Origin of the sequence: Mycoplasma sp. 332 (genome assembly GCF_052378275.1) — a bacterium.
Taxonomy (GTDB): domain Bacteria; phylum Bacillota_I; class Bacilli_A; order Mycoplasmatales; family Metamycoplasmataceae; genus Metamycoplasma.
On sequence record NZ_CP198998.1, the window covers coordinates 307,837 to 330,496 of the forward strand.

General features: G+C 26.7%; 22 protein-coding genes and 1 tRNA gene. 15 read left to right on the forward strand and 8 right to left on the reverse strand.

All coding sequences use genetic code 4. From position 1 onward, the window contains the following. Window positions 1-63: 63 nt before the first annotated feature. Entirely contained in the window at window positions 64-798 is a 735-nt protein-coding gene (locus ACT1UH_RS01305) for a YebC/PmpR family DNA-binding transcriptional regulator (protein WP_438340833.1), read from the reverse strand. A 92-nt stretch (window positions 799-890) separates the two neighbouring features. Here ACT1UH_RS01305 and holA point away from each other — a divergent pair, with 92 nt between their 5' ends. From holA to ACT1UH_RS01335, 6 genes are all read left to right on the forward strand, one after another. Further along, window positions 891-1,874 carry a DNA polymerase III subunit delta gene (holA, locus tag ACT1UH_RS01310; RefSeq protein WP_444705132.1) on the forward strand — a complete coding sequence of 328 codons (984 nt, stop codon included), beginning with the start codon at window positions 891-893 and terminating at the stop codon, window positions 1,872-1,874. Beyond that, the gene (locus ACT1UH_RS01315; RefSeq protein WP_444705133.1) at window positions 1,874-3,382 is read left to right on the forward strand and encodes an alpha-amylase family glycosyl hydrolase; all 1,509 of its coding nucleotides are present in this window, start codon (window positions 1,874-1,876) and stop codon (window positions 3,380-3,382) included. Before holA ends, ACT1UH_RS01315 begins: the two co-directional genes overlap by 1 nt. Before the next feature lie 63 nt (window positions 3,383-3,445). Then, window positions 3,446-3,967 carry an MHJ_0274 family protein gene (locus ACT1UH_RS01320; protein ID WP_444705134.1) on the forward strand — a complete coding sequence of 174 codons (522 nt, stop codon included), beginning with the start codon at window positions 3,446-3,448 and terminating at the stop codon, window positions 3,965-3,967. Continuing rightward, the gene (gene pgsA, locus ACT1UH_RS01325; protein ID WP_444705135.1) at window positions 3,954-4,817 is read left to right on the forward strand and encodes a CDP-diacylglycerol--glycerol-3-phosphate 3-phosphatidyltransferase; all 864 of its coding nucleotides are present in this window, start codon (window positions 3,954-3,956) and stop codon (window positions 4,815-4,817) included. The genes ACT1UH_RS01320 and pgsA overlap by 14 nt, the downstream gene beginning before the upstream one ends. Window positions 4,818-5,025: 208 nt before the next feature. Beyond that, window positions 5,026-5,178, forward strand: coding sequence for a 50S ribosomal protein L33 (rpmG, locus tag ACT1UH_RS01330; RefSeq protein WP_438340838.1), 153 nt, complete (start codon window positions 5,026-5,028; stop codon window positions 5,176-5,178). A gap of 19 nt (window positions 5,179-5,197) precedes the next feature. Beyond that, window positions 5,198-6,250, forward strand: a complete 1,053-nt coding sequence (locus ACT1UH_RS01335) for an aminopeptidase P family protein (protein ID WP_438340839.1) — start codon at window positions 5,198-5,200, stop codon at window positions 6,248-6,250. Between the two features lie 254 nt (window positions 6,251-6,504). Here the strand turns inward: ACT1UH_RS01335 and ACT1UH_RS01340 are convergent, their stop codons facing one another. From ACT1UH_RS01340 to ACT1UH_RS01365, 6 genes are all read right to left on the reverse strand, one after another. Then, window positions 6,505-7,110 (reverse strand): hypothetical protein, encoded by a 606-nt coding sequence (locus ACT1UH_RS01340; RefSeq protein ID WP_444705136.1) that lies wholly within the window; start codon window positions 7,108-7,110, stop codon window positions 6,505-6,507. A 1,309-nt stretch (window positions 7,111-8,419) separates the two neighbouring features. Beyond that, a complete protein-coding gene (locus tag ACT1UH_RS01345) occupies window positions 8,420-9,265 on the reverse strand; it encodes a deoxyribonuclease IV (protein WP_438340841.1) in 846 nt (281 codons plus the stop codon). Window positions 9,266-9,278: 13 nt separating this feature from the next. Beyond that, window positions 9,279-10,820: an RNA polymerase sigma factor gene (locus ACT1UH_RS01350; protein WP_438340842.1), complete on the reverse strand. Its 1,542-nt coding sequence runs from the start codon at window positions 10,818-10,820 to the stop codon at window positions 9,279-9,281. Continuing rightward, complete coding sequence (gene dnaG, locus ACT1UH_RS01355; RefSeq protein ID WP_444705137.1) at window positions 10,810-12,744, reverse strand: DNA primase; 1,935 nt, start codon at window positions 12,742-12,744, stop codon at window positions 10,810-10,812. The genes ACT1UH_RS01350 and dnaG overlap by 11 nt, the downstream gene beginning before the upstream one ends. Before the next feature lie 15 nt (window positions 12,745-12,759). Continuing rightward, window positions 12,760-14,133, reverse strand: coding sequence for a glycine--tRNA ligase (locus tag ACT1UH_RS01360; RefSeq protein WP_444705138.1), 1,374 nt, complete (start codon window positions 14,131-14,133; stop codon window positions 12,760-12,762). A 672-nt stretch (window positions 14,134-14,805) separates the two neighbouring features. Further along, window positions 14,806-15,384 carry a hypothetical protein gene (locus ACT1UH_RS01365; protein WP_444705139.1) on the reverse strand — a complete coding sequence of 193 codons (579 nt, stop codon included), beginning with the start codon at window positions 15,382-15,384 and terminating at the stop codon, window positions 14,806-14,808. A 363-nt stretch (window positions 15,385-15,747) separates the two neighbouring features. On the opposite strand from ACT1UH_RS01365, the gene ACT1UH_RS01370 reads away from it, so the two are divergent. From ACT1UH_RS01370 to ACT1UH_RS01410, 9 genes are all read left to right on the forward strand, one after another. Then, entirely contained in the window at window positions 15,748-16,410 is a 663-nt protein-coding gene (locus ACT1UH_RS01370) for a 16S rRNA (uracil(1498)-N(3))-methyltransferase (protein ID WP_444705140.1), read from the forward strand. A gap of 108 nt (window positions 16,411-16,518) precedes the next feature. Then, window positions 16,519-16,953: a 50S ribosomal protein L13 gene (gene rplM / locus ACT1UH_RS01375; protein ID WP_438340847.1), complete on the forward strand. Its 435-nt coding sequence runs from the start codon at window positions 16,519-16,521 to the stop codon at window positions 16,951-16,953. Continuing rightward, entirely contained in the window at window positions 16,953-17,351 is a 399-nt protein-coding gene (gene rpsI / locus ACT1UH_RS01380) for a 30S ribosomal protein S9 (RefSeq protein ID WP_438340848.1), read from the forward strand. Before rplM ends, rpsI begins: the two co-directional genes overlap by 1 nt. A gap of 43 nt (window positions 17,352-17,394) precedes the next feature. Then, window positions 17,395-17,471 (forward strand) — tRNA-Ile (locus ACT1UH_RS01385). A 140-nt stretch (window positions 17,472-17,611) separates the two neighbouring features. Continuing rightward, window positions 17,612-17,878 carry a 30S ribosomal protein S15 gene (gene rpsO, locus ACT1UH_RS01390; protein ID WP_438340849.1) on the forward strand — a complete coding sequence of 89 codons (267 nt, stop codon included), beginning with the start codon at window positions 17,612-17,614 and terminating at the stop codon, window positions 17,876-17,878. Window positions 17,879-18,115: 237 nt separating this feature from the next. After that, window positions 18,116-18,553 carry a peptide-methionine (R)-S-oxide reductase MsrB gene (msrB, locus tag ACT1UH_RS01395; protein ID WP_438340850.1) on the forward strand — a complete coding sequence of 146 codons (438 nt, stop codon included), beginning with the start codon at window positions 18,116-18,118 and terminating at the stop codon, window positions 18,551-18,553. Between the two features lie 161 nt (window positions 18,554-18,714). Continuing rightward, window positions 18,715-19,242, forward strand: coding sequence for a tRNA (cytidine(34)-2'-O)-methyltransferase (locus tag ACT1UH_RS01400; RefSeq protein WP_438340851.1), 528 nt, complete (start codon window positions 18,715-18,717; stop codon window positions 19,240-19,242). A gap of 12 nt (window positions 19,243-19,254) precedes the next feature. Then, window positions 19,255-20,097, forward strand: coding sequence for a ribosome biogenesis GTPase YlqF (ylqF, locus tag ACT1UH_RS01405; protein WP_444705141.1), 843 nt, complete (start codon window positions 19,255-19,257; stop codon window positions 20,095-20,097). Between the two features lies 1 nt (window position 20,098). Beyond that, entirely contained in the window at window positions 20,099-22,243 is a 2,145-nt protein-coding gene (locus ACT1UH_RS01410) for an SGNH/GDSL hydrolase family protein (RefSeq protein ID WP_444705142.1), read from the forward strand. A gap of 151 nt (window positions 22,244-22,394) precedes the next feature. On the opposite strand, the gene ACT1UH_RS01415 is transcribed toward ACT1UH_RS01410, so the two are convergent. Then, window positions 22,395-22,628, reverse strand: a complete 234-nt coding sequence (locus ACT1UH_RS01415) for a type I restriction-modification system subunit M N-terminal domain-containing protein (RefSeq protein ID WP_444705143.1) — start codon at window positions 22,626-22,628, stop codon at window positions 22,395-22,397. Between the last annotated feature and the right edge of the window lie 32 nt (window positions 22,629-22,660).

Genomic DNA, 22,660 nt, shown 5'->3' on the forward strand with positions numbered 1-22,660 from the left:
AAAACCTTTCTCTTGGTGTGAAAAAGGTTTTAAATATTAATAATTATTAAGTAGAACTAATTTTTATTCAATAGTTGTTGCATTATGTCAAACTTCCTGAACATCTTCATCATCTTCAAGTAAGTCGACGAATTTTTCGAGTTGCCCCATTTTTTCTTCATCAATTTCAACCTCGCTATTTGGAATATATGTAACTTCAGCAGTTGAATAGTTATCAATTTTTAGAATCTCATCAAGAGATTGTTTGACTTTTTGAAAATCTGATGGATGGGTAATAATAACATATAAGTCATCTTCAACCTTAAAATCTTCAGCGCCGGCTTCCAAAACGGTAGTCATTACTTCTTCTTCAGAAGCTAATGAAATTGGAAATTCAATTAATCCTTTTTGGTCAAAAACATACGGAACAGTACCTTGTTTTCCTAGCTGTCCATTATATTTATTAAAATAGTGTTTAATGTTAGATGATAAACGGTTAAAGTTATCGCTTAAACAACTTACTACAAAATTTATGCCGCCAAAGGCTGTTCCTGAATATAGATATCCTTGAAAGTTAGCGCCTTCCTTTGACCCACCCGAAACTTTTGAGATTGCTTTTTCAATATTTGCTTTGGGCATCGATTTTGCCTTTGCCTTAGCAATTGCTAATTTTAGTGCTGGATTTGAATCTGGATCTGGGCCGCCAATTGTTGCTGCTACAATAATTTCTTTAGAAAATTTTTGAAACATTTGTGCTCTCTTTGAATCCATTGCAGCTTTATGATGTTTGGTAGTTGCTCATTTTGAATGTCCTGACATTTCTTTAATGCTCCAATCTTAAATAAATAAATTGTAAATAATATTAGTTTATTATACCAAAAAATGTCCTTATTATAATATAATAAATTAGTATGTACCTAATTAAAGGCAATGAAAATTTTTTGATAAATAAAAAAATTAATGAAATAATAAACAAAGAAAAAACTATTGAAGCAGGTGATATCGAGATAGTTAAATTTTATGATTTTTTTACATTAGAAGAATTATCAGATGCATTAAATAACAATTCCCTTTTTTTAAATAAAAAAATCATTTTATTTAAAAATCCCTTTATATTTAATATAAAAAATAAATATGTTAATGGTTTGTGTATTGATGAGTTTATAAAAATAATTAATGCATCACTAAGTGATGCTAATCTAATTCTTATTTTTACACAGGAAATAAATAAGTATGATAAATCTTTTTTAGCATCAAGAGCTTTTGCATTTATAAATGATAATAGCACTACTATTAATATCGAAAAAATTAGCGATAAGGAATTATTTTCTTTTGTTTATAAAATGATTAAAACAAAAGGCGGAACAATCAAGGATAAGGTCCTTATTGATTTGCTATCAATGCTACCACATAATCTAGAAATAATAGAATCAGAAATTGATAAATTGCTATTAATAAATAAAGATATAAGCGAAAAAATGATTAATGATAATAATTATGCAGTATCTAATAATATCGATTTTGCCCTAAGTGAGGCAATGTTAAAATGTCAAGACACAAAAACTATTATAAAAAAGATAAACGAACAGATTAGCTACGGGATTGAGCACAATTATGTGATATCACAAATATCAGCGATATTGCTTAATGCAAAAACAATTGGAATATTAAAATCAACAAAATTAACTAATGATGAAATAGCAAAAATGCTTAATATTCATATATATCGTGTCAAACTTCACTATGACTTTTTTAATAGAATTGACACTAACACATTAAATCAGTTAATCATTGATTTAGCAAATATTGATCTAGATTTTAAAAAAGGCAACATTTTACCAGATACGCTTATTGATTTATTGAGTATAAAATTATTGAGATTAAGGATTTATTAATGGTTAATTTAGGTAAAAAAATCATCTTATATGAGCTAAAAGTTGAAAATTTTGTTGACACCAATGGAAGCAATTTTGGTGATTTTAAAGGGGTTATGAGTAAATTGGAGTATTTCAAAAATTTAAGTGTTAATGTTATATGCTTTGAAGATATTCTAAAACTATATGAAAATAGATTTGATCTTGGACTAATAAAAAAAAGGTATGGTTCAATTAAGGATTTTGCAAAGCTTGTTGAAACATTTAAAAATAATCAAATTGAAGTAGCTCCAATTATAAATTTAAAAGAAGTAAGACAAGCTTTTGTTAACTGAAATAATATGATGAGTTTATATAATTTGAATTATTATGAGTCAAATAGATACTTAACAAAATTAGATACATATTTAATTAATAAAGAATTTGAAAAAACATCATTATATGAGTTATCTGATTTTATTAAATATTTTGAATCAGTTTTAGGTTTCTACTTGCAACTTAATGTATCAACTGTTATACTTGATAATTTTGAATTTCTTGCTTTTGAAGGCTTAAAGGAGGAAGAAAAATTAAAATTTATTAATGATTTATATAAGATTATCAAGCGTAAAAATAGCAATATTAATGTAATTTTTAAAACCAGTAATAATAACTTCAGTCTATATAAAAAGATGCTAATGGTCGACAATAAATGCCTAGATTATTTGTATTTAACTTGAATGTCTGTTATTGGCAATAATGATGCATTAGAAAAACATTTCAAGAATAAAATGAGTTTTAAATCCTTATATAGATTTGTAGCTAATTTTAAAAATCATTCAAATGTGATATTATCATTCGGCTCTGATTTATCAGGTCGTTTCTTTTCTAAATGAGCTAATGAAAAGGCTTACCTAAATGAATCAACAAAAAGTTTCTTTGTATTTTTATATAGTGGCAATCATTCAATAGGTTTTTATTATGGCGATGAAATAGGTGCCTTGCGTGCTAAATTCAACCAACGTTTCACATTTAACAACGAAGATTATAATGAGGAAAAAAGATTTCTCCAATATAAAAATATAAGTTTAAATGAATATCATAAATATAATTGTTATTTCAATAAATGATCATCTTATATTCAAATGCCTTGAAATGGACAAAAAATAAAAAGCAATGAAAATACTAATATTTTTTACCCAATTAATTTAGAAAGTAACAATGTAGAGGAACAAATTATTAATAAAGATAGCACAATAAACTTTGTTTATTTCTTGAATAAACTCTCTTTAAATTCCAAATTTTCTTCTTATTTCATAAAGGGTGTATGAAATATTAAACAAAGTCATGGTATATTTAAATTTAGCAAAAAACTTAACGAACAGAGGATGGTATTGATTACAAATTTGACATCAAAGCATCAGAAGATAACTCCGCTTTATGGTTATAAAATTTTAGCAAGTTCATATGCTAATAAATTCTACTCAGAAATTCCAAAAGAACTAAACCCTTTTGAAGCTTTGATTTTATATAAGACAAAAAACAATTAACATTGTTTTGTAGTTTGGATGATATTAATATATAATTTTTAAAATATAATTAAGGAGAAAAATATGGGTAATGGACAAACTATTGTGTATGTCTTGCTCGCAATTGTTTTAGTACTTATAATTGCTTATATCGCTTGAAAAGTTACGAAAAATAAAAGAGCAAAAAGAAAAGCAGCAAAATTAGAATATAAAAAGAATGCTGAAACATTGGCGTTATATTATGAATATATTATGACCTATAAATATGTCATTGATTTTAGTATGAAACAGTTAGAGAAATTTGGCACAAATGAATCCCAATTTAAAATGGGGCAAATTAAAAACGGTGTAAAAAAATTGCTAACCAAATTAATTAATAGAGAGGATTTTGCATATTCTTTCCAAAACGATGAGAAGTATACTCTATTTGTAGAACACGCTGAAAAATTAACAATAACTCAACCAAATTTGTGAACTAAAAAAATTAATGATACATTAGATTTTTTTGAAACTCAGTATATTGGCATTCCAGAAGATAAGAAAAATATAGCATTAGAAGAAAAGACAATTAATGCTATTGAGAGTCAATTTTATGAAGAAGATTAAAGATATTAAAAAAAGCAAAAATAATAGCCCACACATAAAAAAATTTGGTATTGCAAATTGACTAACAGTGTTGAGGATAATATTAATGATTCCTTTTATATTTTTAATGTCGTCCGCTTTCTTTTTAATTATTAAACACAATGGAACATTTTGATATGATGGAATTAAAATTGTTGGTAATCAAAAATACCCGATAACTTTATCAATCATATATTGATTAAATGTCTCAATATTTATTATAGCAATGGTGACTGACTTTATTGACGGACATATAGCCCGAAAAACAAAAACTATTTCACAATTTGGTAAGATTTTTGATCCAATTGCAGATAAGATTGCGACAATAATGATGTTGTTATTTATATCAATAATGAACTACTCGTTCTTGCCAATTGTTGTTTTGTTTATCATCCGTGATATTTTGGTTGATGGTGCGAGAGTTTATGCCGTAAAGAAGGACATTAAAGTAGCAGCAAATTGGTGAGGTAAGATTAAAACCATTATTGTCTCACTTGCAATTATTGCAATAGCATTTAGTGCACCATGATTTACTAATTTTGATAATGATTTAGGTAAATATGTTTCAAATGATAAATATATTCTTTATGTTAATATCCCTTTAATTGTTGGTCTTATTTTGTCATGGATTAGCGGCATTATATATTTAGTTAAGTATTTGAAGGGAATAACCAAGCAATATCTTGAAGACATTTCGAAAAAAAATAATGACGATATCAAGAATCTTGATATAACAAAAGATAATATTATTATTGAGCCAATCCAAGGTGATAGTATAGAAAATAAAGATATAGAGCAAAAAAATAATTCAGAACAAATATCACATAATTAATCGCTTGTTAATAGTTAGCAATAGCAATAAAAAGTTATGTTATTAAATAATTTTTTAAAAAATAATTAATCATTTTTTTATGTTATCCTTAACATATTAAAAAAAGTAAATTAATAGCAAATTATAATATAATTTATAATTATTTTAAAATACATAATGTTATTTAAAGTATTCAAAAATTAAATATTTTAAAAAAGAAGGAGAAAGTATGCCAAGAGAAGGTTTAACATTAAGATGTGAGTCATGCAAAATGGAAAATTACATCACAAAGAAGAATAAAAAGTTGCATCCAGAAAAAATGGAAGTAACAAAATATTGTCCAAAATGTAATGAACATACAAACCATAAAGAAAAAAAATAAATAGAGTTTAGGAGTTAAAATGCTAAAACAACAAATAACCAAAATTTTCGAAGAATTGAAGCTAGATGCAATTATCTCTGAGGCGCCTCAAACAAGATTATGATATGCTGGTATTCAGACAAGCGATGGTTTTATTGTAATTGAGAAAGAAAAAGCCTTTTTATTTGTAGATGGTAGATATATTGAATATGCAACTAAATTTGCAAAGAATGTTGAAGTTATTTTATTGGAGTCAGGAGAAGAAACACTATCGAATTTTCTAAACAAGAAAAAATATTCTAATGTTGGTATTGAATCAGATTATTTGCATGTTCAAACATTTGAATATTTTAAAAAAATGATGCCAAAAGCAAAATTTCATAATGTAAAAGGAAAACAATTTAGAATAATAAAAGACCAAGAAGAATCCGATTACATCCAGGAAGCTTGTTTAATTTCATTGCAAGCATTAGAGGAATTAAAGAAAATTTTAGTTGAAGGCATGACTGAATTAGAAGTATCAAATAAACTTGGATATTTAATGCGCCTTTTTGGTGCTGAAAAAGAAAGCTTTGAAACAATCGTTGCATTTGGTACAAATGCTGCCGAACCTCATCATCATCCAACAAATCGTAAATTGGTTGATGGCGATATTGTTAAAATTGATTTCGGAGCGCAATACAATGGTTGAGCTAGCGATATAACAAGAACATTTTTCTTTGGAAAACCCAAGTCAGCTGAATTAGTTTCGATTCTTGATGTTGTTAGCGAAGCTCAAAAACTTGGCCGCGAAGCTGTAAAACCAGGAATTGAAACATCTGAGATTGATAAAATTTGTCGAGAATATATACAATCAAAAGGATATGGTAAATTCTTTACTCATTCAACTGGCCATGGTGTAGGAATCGATGTACACGAACTACCAGGAGTTGGCAGAAGAACGGGCAATGTGGTATTAGAAGAAGGAATGGTTATCACGGTTGAACCCGGGATTTATGTAAAAGATTTGGGCGGGGCTCGTATTGAAGATACAATCCTTGTTACCAAAAATGGTTCTAAGATCTTAAGCCGCCCTGAAAATTACGAAGAATAATTGAAGTAATTTTAAAAGCAAAGGTTTGTTACCTTTGCTTTTAAAATTTTTTTATTGAGATTTCTTAAAAGATATTAAAGTTCAACCTTTTGACCATCAATAATTAATTCTACAAGACGAATTGACTGAATCTTATGGGTAGCTGATTTAATTTCACTATTTAAAGAAAAATCAAAAGTGAATTTTTTGTTAAATGAATTTATTCTTTTGTTAGTTAAGGTTAATTTCTGCGATGTAAATTTTTGTGACGATGTTTAGAAGGCATTAACAACAATTGTTATTGTAGCTATTTTATTAAAATATGAATCATTATTTGTTTTAAATTCAATAGTTAATTTATCATTTTCAAATTTTCCACCAAAACTCTCGAAATCAGTATCTTTTATCTTTAAACCGTTTGTTTGTCTGCTAAATTCTTCCTCACCAATAGTTGCGCTTCCAAAACCCAATAATTCAAATGTTGGCGGTGTTTGGTATTCTTTTGGTACATCAGCCTGTCCGAAAATCTGGCGATTAAAGTCCTCTAATTTAATGTTTTCTTTATCATATCCTAGCAATTCGAAAGAAGATGGAACATCTGAAGATTCATTTTTTTTATGTTCTTCATTATTTTCTTGTTTTTCTTGTGATTTATTATTTGAATCATCTCTAGTTCCTCCGGTATCGGGAGTTGTTTTATCGGATTTACTCTTATCAGGCATTTCTTGTTGAGGGGTTTTTGTTTCTGGGTTTTCTGGTTTCTTTGGTTCAGCTGGGTTTTCTGGTTTTTCTGGTTTAGCAGGATTTGCACATGATAGAGCTACAACTGGTGTTGCCAAAGCAGGTAAAAATCCTAGAAAAAGTAATTTGCTTTTTTTCATTTTTCTCCTTTAAATACTATTTTGATGTAAGTATTTTACATTTTTTTTTTTTTTTTTTTGATAATTCTCATCAAATCAATTAATGATCAATGGTGTTTGTAAATAACGCATAGGGTATGAATGAGTAAATATGAAAGCTAGCAGAATTAAATAAAAATTGATATTACAGAACAATAAAATAAATTAAAAACATAAATAGTTTTTTTAAATACAAAAAGTAAAAAAATCCATTCAGCGCGTAAATGATGATTTTGTTAGTAAGAAATTGATACATGCTAAGAAATAAGAATAGGCAGAAATTCTATCTACTAATTAGAATGTAAATGGTTTTAGCTCTGATGTTACTAATTTAATTAATATTTATCTCAATGAAATTCCTTTAAGATAAAAAATTAGAAGAAATGGGCGAGGCGCATTGCTATAATGACGAAGTATAAACTAAATTCTAAAGGTGTTTTCATTGGGCTAAACAATACAAAAGAGAGTTGTTGGTTTTGGATGATATTCAAAAAAATTATAAGGGCACATAGATCAAGTGATTTTAAATCTATTATGATTGAAGAAGAACATTCGGCTTTTAAGTGTTTAGAAATATCTTTAGATAAAAAAAGGGGGTAAATTTGATAAATATATTTTAATCCTTATTAGTCAAAACCACGAAATATAATAATGCAACTTTGTTGTTAAGCAACTAAAAACTAGCTATAAATAAATTTGTCGCATTTCAAAGAACAGATGTTACTTTATTTATTGATAATAAAGAATTTAGAGGTTCAATACTAATGTTATTAGATGAGATACTTCATTTTTCTAGTTTTCCTAATAAAAAATCTCCTCCTCTGTAAGATTTGATTGAGACAAATTTTTAGATATATTAAAAAGGTAAGATAAACAATTGTTAATTGCTTTTGTCATAGAGATAGATATTGTACATTAAGCAAAGATATGGAAACTAAATTTTATAACAATAGATCTTAAATTTTCTCTTTCAAATAGTTTGTCCGAAGGTTTGCATTAGAAAATATTAAAATATGTATGCTCACAAAAAAAGAAATGAGATAATTATCAGTACTTTAGATAAAATTGAGTTTAACAAAAACTATGCGCCAAGTTTTAGGCGCATAGTTATAAAATGTGTTGTTTTTAGGAAGCAACTCAAATACTATATTTCTAACAATGGTGTAATTATTGTTTTTTTAGCAAAAACTATGAAGAAAATTTGAAATTAGGTGTTTAAAATAGGATAGAAAAAAATTTAGATTTAGTCAAAGATAATAGACAAATTACAAAAAGCGATCTTAAAGATATTTTAAAATAAACTAGGCTCTGTGTTATCTAATAATAAAGCAATTTCCTCTTTATAAGGCGCTAAGTCGCCAATGTATGGTGTTTCTAAAATAATGGGTATATTATCAAAATCGGGATCATAAACAAATTTTTTTAAAGTTTCTAAACCAATATACCCCTTTCCAATATTATCGTGGCGGTCCTTCTTAGAACCTAGCGGATTTTTTGAATCATTTAAGTGAATAATTTTTATATACTTTAGAAAATCGTTGTCTTTTAAATATTTTTTAAAATTATCATAATCCCTAATATCATATCCAGAATCCCATATATGACATGTGTCAAGGCATATGGCAACTCTATCAGATTTAATTTTCTCAATTATTTCTTTTAATATTTCAAAATTATTACAATAATTACTTCCATTACCAGCCATAGTTTCTAAGGCGATTGTTACATCATTAGTTTTTGCTAAAACTGTTTTTAATGAATAAATTAAGCTACTTTTAGCTTCTTCTTTGCTAAAAGTAGTATGTGCGCCAGGATGCAAAACAATTATTTTAGCCCCTATAAAATTCATTCTTTTAATTTCAGAGATTAAAAAATCAATCGCAAACTTATTTTTTAGCGGGTTTGAAGGATTAATGATATAGGGTGCATGAACAATAATATCATCGGATTTAATTTTATCTGCATAAAATTTATTGTACTCATCATACTTGTAGTATTTTTCTTCAACGCGATAAGGGGATTGATTTGGCCCGAGATAAATCATCATGCAGTTAGCATTATTATGATGTGATTCACGTGCAGCGCCTAATAGATAGTCCGGTTTTGAAAATGAGACATGACTGCCCAACTTAATCATTTTTCACCTCGATTTAATCTAAATTATAACTTTCATTAGCATAGAACTCTTTTAATTGCTTACGTTTTTGCGGATGTCTTAATTTACGCAAAACCTTCGTTTCAATTTGACGAACTTTTTCTTTACTTACCCCTAGTTCTTTAGCAAGTTCATCTAAGGAATGAGGACGATATGATTCTCCGTTTGGGTCAGAAATTCCATATCTTTTTCTTATTAATAATCGATCAGATTCATCTGTTAACGAATTAATCATTTCATTCAAAATGACACTCAATTCTTCTTGACTTGTAAAATTAGTTGGACTAATTACACTTTCATCCTTAACAAAGTCTGAAAAGCTTGAATTTTCTTCCTTTCCAATATTTTTATCAAGTGAAATAGGGTCAATGTTTATTTTTCTTATATATCTTACCTTATCAGCAGTGAATTCGGGTTCACCAAACTTCTTGGCAATTTCTTCATCTGTAGGAGGATAACCTTGTTCTTGTTGTAATTCTCTCTCAATCTTCAAGACTTTATTGATTGTTTCAACCATATGTACAGGGACCCTTACAGTTCTCGCTTGGTCAGCAACGGCTCTAGTAATTGCTTGTCTAATTCATCAAGTAGCATATGTAGAAAATTTATATCCCTTAGTATGTAAATATTTATCAGCTGCTTTCATGATTCCAGAATTACCCTCTGAAATTAAATCAATAAAGCTCAAACCTCTATTCTTATATTTTTTAGCATTATTGATAACTAGCCTTAAATTTCTTTTAATTAACAAATCGCGTGCTTTTTTATATGCTCATTTGTCACCATTCTCTCTAGCCTTAGCCATTTTTTCAGCTGTTTCTAATTCTTCCTTTGGTGTTAAAAGCTTACCATACTTGCCTATTCATCTCATATATCACTTAACAATATCATTTGTTTCAGTTAATCTGTTTGACAAATTACTATTCTCAGAATTTTTTCTAGCTGAACCAATTTTTATTTCTTCACTATCATAGTTTTTTAATAGTTTTGATGCATCAAATTCATCATTAGATCTTCTGCTTTTTCAATTAACTTCACTATAATCATCATATTCGTTAAGATCATAGTCATATTCTTCATCTTCTTCATCATACGTTTCACTAATTTTGCTTGAAATATATTCATCATCTTCACTAAAGGTTTGATCTTCTTCTACAGCAGAATTGATGCTATCATTTGGTACCAAGGTGCTATCATCATATTCAAAGTCATAGTCAATATCTTCGTTTTCAGCATCCTCATCATCAATATCTTTTAACATACTTTCGTTAAATTCTGCATCTTGAACAAAATTTTCAACATCATCGTTATCGCCTTCATCAACACTATTAGAAATAAGATTTTTTTCAAACAATTTAAGCAATAATAAATCTGCTTCTTCATCATCGACATAAAGTTTTTTCTTATAAAGAATATCAAAAACTTCCTCTTGAGATAGGGTTTTAAATTTTTTATCTTTATTTTTCCTTTTAACTACCTCATTTTCAATTACTGAAATAACATAATCTATTGATTTTTCTAAATTATTACTTGTCATCCTGCGCTCCTTTGGTATACATTAAAATCTGCTTTTTTGGTTTCTTTCGATTCTCAACAAACTCATCTACACGATCATATAGATTTTTGATATCTTTTTTCAAATCATCACTTGTGAGAGTTAAATTTTTTATCTGAATTGCTTGTTCTAGATATGATTTATATTCATTTATTAAATCAATGTTATTTGATATTTTTGCTTTATTAAGGTCGGATTCAATTACCGAAACAAGATTGGATTGACTTAGTTCTAAACCTTCCTTGTTCTTTTTGATAATATAACTAATTAATTTTCTTAATATCTTTTGTGAATCATCATCTAAATTAAGATCATGAAATCCATCATTTTTTCATTGTTTGGCAATAAAAGGTTGATTTAATACTAGCAACAAAATTTCCTTTAATAGCATATAATGCCTACTTATTTCTTGTTTTAATATTGTTCTAGCATTAATGAATTTTTTATTTTTTTTATTAATACTTGGCGAATTTGCTTGCTTCGAAACTTCTGGTTGAAGGCTTGCAATATCATTTTTGATAAAAAAGTTATTATCATAATTTTCATTTGTATAAATACTTGGGTGATTTGTGCTATGTTTTTTTTCATTAATTTTATTTTTAAATAATGGATCTGATAAAAAAAGGGGATTAGAATTTTTATAGTAGTTTTCAAATAAATCGGCAGTTAAAATGTTTTCATTAATAAATCTTTCTTTGAGCATTAAAACTAATGAATTATCAATATAATAAACATATTCAAATATCTGCTTAAATATTTCATTTCTCTCAAATGATTGTTTATTGTTTAAAATATTTTGCTTGGCCAGCATTAATAAATATTCGACAATATCAACCTTGTTTTCACACATTTTTTTTAAAGTTAAACCATTATCCAGATTATAAAGTTCATCTGCATCTTTATTTAATGTATTTATAACAAATTTAGCATTTAAATTGTATTTTTTTGAATAGTACAATATCATCCTTAAATTCTTTAGTGTTGCATTTTGCCCTGCACTGTCATTATCAAAAAATAATGTAATAGTTTTATTATTTAATAGTTTTAGATGGGCTGGTGATAATGAAGTACCCATAATTGCTACGGCATTTTTGAATCCAGCTTTAAACATGGCTATGCAATCAAATTGCCCCTCTACTAAGTAAACTTCTCTTTTATTATTTATTTCATCTTTTGCATGAAAATAATTAAAAATTACTTCATTTTTTCGAAAAACAATAGTCTCAGAACTATTTAAATATTTAGGGTTTTGTAATCCAGTAATGTCTCTACCTGAAAAAGCAATAATATTGCCTAATTCATCGCATATTGGAAACATTAGACGATCATTAAAAAAATTTTTATTTTCAATAGAAGATAATAATGATGAATTGGATATTTCAAACGAATCAAATTTATGTTCGATAAGAGTTTCATAAATTGACTTGTTTTTTGATGAAAAACCAATTTGAAATTCTTTAATTAAATTATCATTTAGGTTTCTTTTGTGCAGATACTCTATTAATTCGGCGCTTTTTTCAAAAGTAATTTGATATCTAAAAAAATTAAGTGCTACCTTATTGACTTCAAGAATTTTAGAATGTTCAGTTGTGATAGCAGAATTATTCATAAAATTGCCGAATTTGGAAATATCTAGGTTTTGTTTATTGACTAAAAATTTTAGTGCCTCAAAGGATGTTAAATTTTCCTTATATTGAATAAATTTAATTACATCTCCGCCTTTTCCGCATCCAAAACATTTAAATATTCCTTGCTCTGGGCTAACAACAAAAGATGGCGTTTTCTCGCCATGAAAAGGACAACAAGCCTTATAATTCTTCCCTTGCTTCATTAAAGTTAGATATTGCCCAATAATATTAACAATATCACTTTTAGAAATTACATATTCTCAAACACTTTCCTGCAAAATTAATTCCTTTTATTATCTGTTTTCTAATAAATAACTTGCAATTTCACTAATTGGTATTACATCTTGCTTCATTGTGTCTCTATTTCTAATAGTTACAGTATTATTTTTGGTTGTATCAAAATCAACAGTTATGCAAAATGGTGTTCCAATTGCGTCTTGTCGACGGTATCTTCTACCAATAGAACCAGCTTCATCATATGCTATTCTAATATTAGTATTTTCCAATAAATTGTTATAAATTTCCTTGGCTTCCAATGACTGCTTTTTCATTAAAGGCAATATAGCAACTTGATATGGTGAAATTTTTTTGCTTAATTTTAAAATCGCTCTTTCTTCTTTATCATCAATTTTTTCGACTGTATAAGCATCGATAATCAATGCAAAAAGCAATCTGTCCAATCCAATTGAAGGTTCAATAACATACGGAATTATTTTGGTCCCATCGTCTTTTAAGTATTCAAGAGATTCACCAGAAAATTTCATATGTTGACTTAAATCATAATTGCCGCGATTAGCAATTCCTAATAACTCACCTCATCCAAAAGGAAATAAGTATTCAATATCGCTTGTTCCTTTTGAATAGTGACTTAATTCTTCTGCTTCATGTGGTCTTATACGTATATTTTCTTCCTTAAGACCTAATAATAAAACGAGTTTTTTACATTTTTCAATTCAATACTGATAAAAATTATTGCTATCTTTTTCTTCGCAAAAAAATTCTAATTCCATTTGCTCAAATTCTCTTGTTCTAAAAATAAAGTCACGGGGGGTTATTTCATTGCGAAAACTTTTACCTATTTGGCCAATTCCAAAAGGCAATTTAGCTCTTGATGTTCTAGTCAAGTTCTTAAAATTCACAAATATACCTTGTGCGGTTTCAGGTCTTAAAAAGGTTTCAGAAGAACTGTTATCAATTGCTCCCATTTGCGTCTTAAACATCAAATTAAATGGTCTAATTTCTCCTCATTCTGCACTTACGCCATCATATTTTTTAACATTTTTTTTAATGATTTTCTCTAATTCATCAAATGTACATTTTTCGACATTAATTTCAGGAAATAGATCTTTAATAATATGGTCAGCACGGTATCTTTTATTATTAACTTTATTTTCAATTAAAAAATCAGAAAAATTATCAATATGACCACTAGCTTTTCAAACATTCTTATTCATAATAATTTTAGAATCAATTTGATAATTTTTTTCTTTTCTTATAAATTCATTAATTCATATATTTTTGATTTGAGTCATCATAGTAGTTGCTAACGGACCATAATCTCATGTATTCACAACACCACCGTATATTTCTGAATTTTGATAAACAAAACCCATATTTTTTAAATGAGCGATAACATCATGAATATTTTTTTTAGTATTATTTGGCATTGTAACCTCATTACATTTTTTATATATTTATATAAAATTAATATAAAAATTGTATCATAAAACATAATAAATTAAGTTAAGTTGGCATTTAAATTTTGGACACAGCTATTTTTTGGATTTGCTTATTTCTTCTTTTATTCATTCCAATATTTCGCTATTGATATAACTTATATTTTTATAAATGACAATATTATTAACTTTTCTTTTATTATAGACTGATTTTTTAAAAAAATATTTCCTAAAATGCTTATAAAAGTTGTTATACCAAATTTATAAAATGCTTTGATTCCTAAATAAAATTTGTATAAAGGCAAAAACATATAGACATGTTCTTTATAAGAAAAAAAATATGTAAATATTGCAAAATTATTATTAATTTAATTTCCAGCATCGTAACATAATAATCAAAAAATCAAAAAAAGACCCCGCAAGCAATAAAAAGCAATAAAAGATATAAAGGGATTTTTTTGCTTAGCCACCGTGTGCAAATGGGCATATTTTTTATCCATAAATGAAAAACATTTGGCTTTTTATTTTAAGTTTTTTATCAAAAGTAATAATAATAAAATGAGCACAACATAATGGCGCAAGTAAGAACAAAAAATATTTCTATTTTTTAAGTAATCCTAATCCATAATGTTGATTGCTCTTTATAATTTTTTTCTTAATTTATTAGTTTGGTAGAAATGATGGAAAAATGTCGTTGTTATTATCAATATGTGTTTGATTGAAAACAATTCTTTCAGTTCCATCTTTTTTTCAAAAAACAAATGTGTAATACTTTCCTGTACCTAACTTGTTTTCTGGCTTATCAAATTTAAATCTTAAAGGATATTCAACACCAGCTCCTTCATCGGCTTGTGTCGATGCAATTTTTATATTCAAAGGATCTACTAATGTATTATCATTTCTTCCTTTAACTTCTGTGGCAAAGGCTAATCATTCGCCTTTAACACCTTCCACTGGCCGGTGGTGTAATCTGAATGAGAATACACCATCCTTATCTAGAAAATTTTCACTTATTGCCGCCGCAAATAATAATGTTCTGGTTTTTACTTGACCATTAAATTTTTTAACACCAAAATTAGTAAAATCTAATGTTTGATTTGTTTTTTTATTTTCATTAATTTTGGGCCCAGCGTCTGGAACTGTATGTTCGCTGTTATTTGTTGGTGCACATGCAACTAATGTTGCAGTGGGTAATATCGGCAACAAAAATAGTGATGCTTTTAGGAATTTATTTTTAATCATATATTCTCCTTTATTGTTTTTTATTTGCTATTAGTTTAATATAAAAAAGTTAGATTTTTTCATTTTTTTTACAAAAATAACAATAAAAATATAAATACAGTTATTTAATTTATGTTAAATATTCCGAATTTCCGTTATATTTTTTTATTTTTTATGTTGCATTTATAATTTGGATCATATAAAAGGCCGCAATTTGATTAATTATTTAATTACATGTTTTTTTAAAAAATAAGTGCTTATATTATTATTGTTTATTAAGTGTTTATTAAAAAAAACTTATTATCTTTCTATCTCTAAAACTTTTATTTATGATTTAAGGATTAAGTATTAGATATTTATAAAAAATTTTATAATTTAATAATTATGTATAAATTTTTTAGCAGTTCTAAAAGTGAAAATTATTTCTCTTTAGATGAAGATACACAAAAACATTTAAAAGTAATCCGGATTAAAAATCAAGATTTTTTAATAAACTTTAATAATGAGTTTTACTTATGTTATTTTGAGTTTCCTAATAAGGCCATAATTAAGAAAAAGTTAAATATAGATAATGAATTAGAAGATGATCTAATAGTAGCAATCCCACTTATAAAACAAAATAATTTTGAGATTGCTTTACAAAAAAGCGTTGAATTAGGAGTAACAAAAATTATTCCTTTTATTTCAGAATACACAGATAAAACTAATATGCAAATAGAAAGCAAAATAAAGAGATTTAAAAAAATAATCCTTGAAGCATCACAACAATCTTTTCGAAATACAATGCCAATATTTGAAAGAGTTATGACCTATAATGAGATTATTAAACTAGATGTTAAAAACAAAATTTTAGCTTATGAAAATGAAAAAGATAAAAAGATAACCAAACGAAAAGGAGATACTCTTCTAATTGTCGGGCCAGAAGGTGGATTTTCGTTAAATGAAATAGAATTGGCAAAAAAAGAAAATGTCGAAATCGTTTCATTAACCAAGACAATTTTACGAGCAGAAACAGCATTAATATATATGATTGCAAAAATGAACTAATGAAATTTTTTTTGCTATAATAGTTTAGTGAAATTTATTTATATTAAGTTATGTATATAAATAATGATCATTAATTTTTAAATATATTTAAAACATGAAAGAGAAAGTATGCGTCAAACAACAATTATTAGAAAAGAAATAGTTGATAAAAAATGATACATCATCGATGCAGCCAACGTACCTTTAGGTAGACTTTCAACTCTTGTTGCTTCAATCCTTCGTGGAAAAAATAAACCAACATTTACTCCAAATGTTGACATGGGCGACAATGTAGTTGTTATTAATGCAAAAGATGTTCTTTTAACAGCTAAAAAAGATGAAAAGAAAATTTACTATCACCACACTGGATATCCTGGTGGTTTAAAACAAATTACTGCTGCAGATTTAAGAGCTAAAAAACCAATTGCTCTAGTTGAAAAAGCAGTTAGAGGTATGTTGCCTCATACAAAATTAGGCCGCAAACAATTTAAAAATCTTTATGTTTATGCAAATGCAGAACATAAGCAAGTATCACAACAACCAACACAAATAGAGGTTAAATAATGGCAGATAAAATTAGATACTATGGCCTAGGACGTCGTAAATCTTCCATTGCTAGAGTTTACTTAATCCCTGGAAAAGGCAATTTTGTAATTAATGGAAAAGAAGCGAAACAATATTTAAATTCAGAAATTTTATTAATGGATGCCTTAAGTCCATTTGGTGTTACCGAAACAACAAATCAATTTGATGTTTTTGCAAATGTAAATGGTGGTGGTTTAACCGGTCAAGCAGGGGCCATTAGATTAGGTATTGCAAGAGCATTATTAGAAGCATCAAATAATGAATATCGTAACAAATTAAAAGATGCTGGATTCTTAACAAGAGACGCTCGTGTTAAGGAACGTAAGAAATTTGGATTGAGAAAAGCAAGAAGAGCAAGACAATTTTCAAAACGTTAATTTTTTTGTGATATACTTATATGGGTTTATCCCATGTTTTTATGCGAGCATAGCTCAGTTGGTTAGAGCACACGACTGATAATCGTGAGGTCGATGGTTCAAGTCCATTTGTTCGCACCATTTCAAGAAATTGACCATAACACGCTAGTCGTGTTTTTATTTTTTTATGATATAATAAAAGCGAATGCCCTATATTGAGGTATTCGTTATTTATTCCTTGGTAGTAATTAAGATTATTGCTAGGTTATGAAAGGAAAAAGATGGTTTCTAAAATTAGAAAAAGCGAATTGGTAAAGCAATTTGGAAGAAATGAAAAAGACACAGGTTACTTGCCTGTACAAATAGCAATATTAACTGAAGATATTGAATCATTAAAAAAACACTTTGCTATTAATAAAAAAGATTTGCACTCAATGCGTGGATTTATGAGAAAAGTTAATCACCGTAAAGCATTGCTAAATCACTTAAAAAACGAAGATTATACATTATACCAATCAACCATTAAATCACTAAATATTAGAAAATAAATTTTTTCTATATTACTTTTTAAGTAAAAAATAGTGTTAAAACACCACAGATCTATGTATTTGTGGTGTTTTTTTAAAATATTAATATGAGCATATTTAATATTAAGTTCATCAAACTCTTATTAAGTTAGAAAATTCCTAATTCACAAATTCTAAAATAATTTAAATTATGCATAAAATCATATAAAATCTTTATATACTTACTCAATATAAAATTATAAAATATAAGGAGGGTTTATGAATCCCCAAGAAAAAGAAAAACGTTTAGCACAACTAAGTGAACTTGAGTATAATGTAACGCAAAAAGCATTTACTGAGAGACCTTATATGAATAAATATAATAACCATTATGAAAAAGGCATCTATGTTGATATTGTTGATGGTACAGCATTATTTATATCAGATGATAAATTTAATTCTGGTTGCGGTTGACCAGCATTTTCTAAGCCGATAGATAATAGTCTATTGGTTGAATTGACAGATACTTCGCATGGAATGATTAGAACAGAAGTAAAATCAAAAAACGCCGATTCACATCTAGGTCATGTCTTCAGTGATGGCCCAAGAGATAAAGGTGGATTAAGATATTGCATTAATTCCGCATCTCTTAGTTTTATCCCTTATGAAGAACTTGATGAAAAAGGATATGGTCAATATAAAAAATTATTTAAATAGTTTTTTAATATCGTAGTTTATATTTATAGATTTATAAAAAGTTTGTTTATTTCTAAACCAAACTTTTTTTATTTACCAACATATCATAAAGATTGGATTAAATATTTGTTTAGTGAGTTTTATATTTGCTAATTTTTGTTATATATAGTAAAATTTTTACTATGATTAATATTATTCTATATCAACCTGAAATAAATGCTAATACAGCAAACATAATCCGTACATGTTTCGCTGCTAAAGCCAAGCTTCATATTATAAAACCAATAGCTTTTGACTTACACCCTCATTGATTAAAAAGAAAAGCAGCCGGGCACTTTCTTAGTGAAATTCAACATGAAGTTCATCAATCATATGATGATTTTATTAAAAAATATCCTAGCAAAAATATTTTTTACATAACACGTTATGGTTTAAAAAATTATATCGATATTAAATATGATGAACTGGCACAGAAAGAAGGCGAAATATGAGTTATGTTTGGCACAGAGAGTACAGGGATACCAAAGACAATTATGCAAACTAACATCGATAATTGTTTAAGAATTCCTATGAATTCTAATTGTCGCAGTTTAAATTTAGCTAATTCAGTAGCTATTGTTTTATATGAAATTTTACGACAAACAAACTTTAATGATCTGTCAATTTATGAAGTCCAAAAAGGCAAGGATTTTATATTAAAAAAAGAATAGAAAGGAAATAATATGATCCATTGATTTCCTGGCCATATGGCCAAACAATTTAGACTATTGCAAGAAAAACAAAAATTATTTGATTTATTTATTATTGTAATGGATGCTAGATTACCTCGAAGTTCTTTTAATGATGAAATTTTCAAAATAATTAATAACAAACCAGTTTTATTTGTTTTTAATAAGGCGGATAAAACTAATCTTGAAAAACTCAAACCTTTTCTTGAAGATTATAAAAAACGTGGTCAAGTAGTTGTTACCAACCTAAAAGCACAAAACACATATGCAAAAATTAATATTGCTCTAAATAAAGAGTTCCTAAAATTTAAGGCCAAAAATGATCAAAAGCAAAAACTTACTCCAAGCCTTAAATGTGTTGTTTTAGGTGTGCCAAATGTCGGTAAATCAACATTTATTAATATGATGTCAAAATCGAGAGCAACTAAGGTCGGGTCGATACCTGGTATTACGAGATCGGAACAATGAATTAATTGCAAAAATTATCTTTTGTTAGATACTCCTGGTTTATTGATGCCTAAAATCGAAAATAATGAAATTGGAGCAAAATTAGCCATTGTTGGATCAATTAGACAAGAGGCCATTGATCAAAACGAATTAATTGTTTCTCTTTATCAATTAATGTCTAAATATTATCCTGAGAAACTAAAAGAAATTAATTTAAATCCTACTTTTGATTTAGAGGATATTTTTGCAAATATTTCCAAATATGCAATGCAAAACAATTTATTACTAAAAAACGGTGTTTATGACATTAAAAAAGGCATCAATATGTTAATTAATCATTTCAAAAATTTAAATAATGTTATTTTTGATGCATATGAAGGCGGAAAATAGAATGGATGAGAATACAAAAAAACCCATTATCATAAAATATGTTGCCCTAGGCGACGCATTTTCAGCAGGTTATAATTCAAAGATTGGTTTTCCGACTAATGGTTATATGGATAAAAATGGTGAAATCAAAGGTTTATGCTTCCCATCGATGTTAGCAAATTTTCTAAATGATACGTCTAATTTACAAGTTGAAAGTTTTTATAATTTTGCTATATGTAATGCCTCATGTGAATTTTTGGAAGCATTTTATAGCAACAATAAAAAGGTCCTTAAAAAAATGGGGAGCAAATTAGACTTAATTCAGTCAATAGATTGATCCTCAAATAATCCATTTAATAACTTTTTTTCACCATTTTTGAAGGATTGAAATATTAGAAATAATGATTTCCAATATATCAATGAAAAAATTGCGGAAGCCAATTTAATTACTTTAACTATTGGCTTTAATGATTTTTTTTCCAATTTACCATTTCAAAAAATATTTCTTTTGACTAAATTAAATGGTGAAGCTAGAGATAGACAAATTTCCGTAATCAAAAAAGATATTGAAAATTTAAGCATTGTTATCGAAAATAAAATAATAAGTCTAATTTCCACCATCAGAAAAATTAATAACAAAGCAAAAATAATAATCACTAGCTACTCACCATTATTATTGAATTTAAGAAATACTATTTCATCTTTTTTAAACACTCAATTAAGCGACCAATTTGAAATTTTTGATTACCTACAAATTAATCTAAACAAAACAATTGCGGAATCTGCTAAAAAATGCCGAATTGATTTTATTAATATAAACGCCACAAAATATTGGGAAGAAAATAAAAAATATTTATTTGAAAATATTTTTTCAATTTATCCAACTGAACGTGGCTATAAAAAAATAGCAATGGATATTTATGTTAAGCTTTTTCTAAATTTCAAAATGCTTAAAAATGATCTTAATAATCATAGTTTTACTAATGAATATATTTCCGACACCAAATATTGAGAAGACAACATCTATTCATATAATCCAATATCACAATGTAGTGAAAATTTAAGTTTATTTAAAATGATTTATGGAAAAAATAAAAATGAAATTCTCTTCAGACAAAATAAATCACAAAGATATTTTAACAATCTTTTACATAATAGAAATCGTATAACTGATTTTTGTTCAATATTCATAAGATATAGCAAGTTGCCAATAAGCGAAATGATCAAAAAAATTATTAGTCAGAAATTTATTTATGCCCCAGAACAATATGAGAGCATTGCTAAAATTCTTAATTTTTTAACAAATGAACGAAGATCAAAAGAAGCTATTCTAATACTCTTAAAGGATCATAAGGTTGATGACATAGTTTACATTATTGAATGTATTTTGCAAAAAAAGGCATTATCAAAAAAAATTATTAACTACAAACTAATAAAACAAGAATTAAACAACTTTTTCAAAAATGAACAAAATATGGTTTATGATGTTTTAAAATATCTTTTTAATTCCGGTTTAATAAATGATTCAAAAAAGGAATTCAAAGACATAATCCATTCCTTAATAAAAGATTCCTTAAATACTAGCTTTTTAACATATTTATTTAACATCAAAAATAATCAAAAATTTAATAAGGTAAAAGAATATTTATCTAGCCTAAATTCGTTTTCAGAATTTACTGATTTTTTCGTTGAATCTCTTATTAATTATTCTGATGTTTATGTTAAATTAAGAAATTTTGATGAATTATGAAAACATTTTATTATAAAAAATAAATATAATTTATTGTTTATATTCGACAAAATGTTAGTAGAAATTACAAATGAAGAGAATATAGACCATACTGCTAACTTTTTTATTGATGCAATTAAAAGCTCACTTCGCGTAGAGCTTGATGCAAAAGATTATAAAGTGTTAAAAAATGCAATTAACAATATTTTAAATATATGTAAAAATAGTCCTAAATATTTAAACAATGTGTTCTTAAAATTTCTTGATAATATTAGAAATCTTTCCTTATATAAACTTATTCTACACTCAAAAACTAATAGCAAAAAAACTTTTAAACTGTCTAATTTATTTTCTTTAAACATCTTCTTAGTAAGTTCAATTAAACTATTAAGAAATCTATTTATAATAAAGAAAATTGTTAATAAAAATAAAATATAAGATAAGGCATATGAGGAAACATAGATAATTTTAAGTAAATCTTTAAAGTCTTCCTCAGGGTCATGACCAATTGTCGAAGCTTTTATTTCATCAAAAACTGTAGTTAATATTTCATTAAGATTTTCATTATCTTTGCTGCTTCTTAAGATATTTATAAAAAGATGAAAAAGGTTTCTTTATCAAACCTTTTTCATCAATTATCATTAAAATATTTGGTAATGTTCTCAGATGTGTATCTATAAAACAATGTAACTAAAATGTATTGCTTAAAGTCTCAAGCATCAACGCTTCCCCTTAAATCTTCAGCAACTCTTCAAATTGCACTATAAAGTTTTTTTTCTTTCTTCTTCTCTTTTGTTATTTTGCATTTAATTGCTCCATTCATCAATTAATTTAGTAACATATCAACTATTTCTT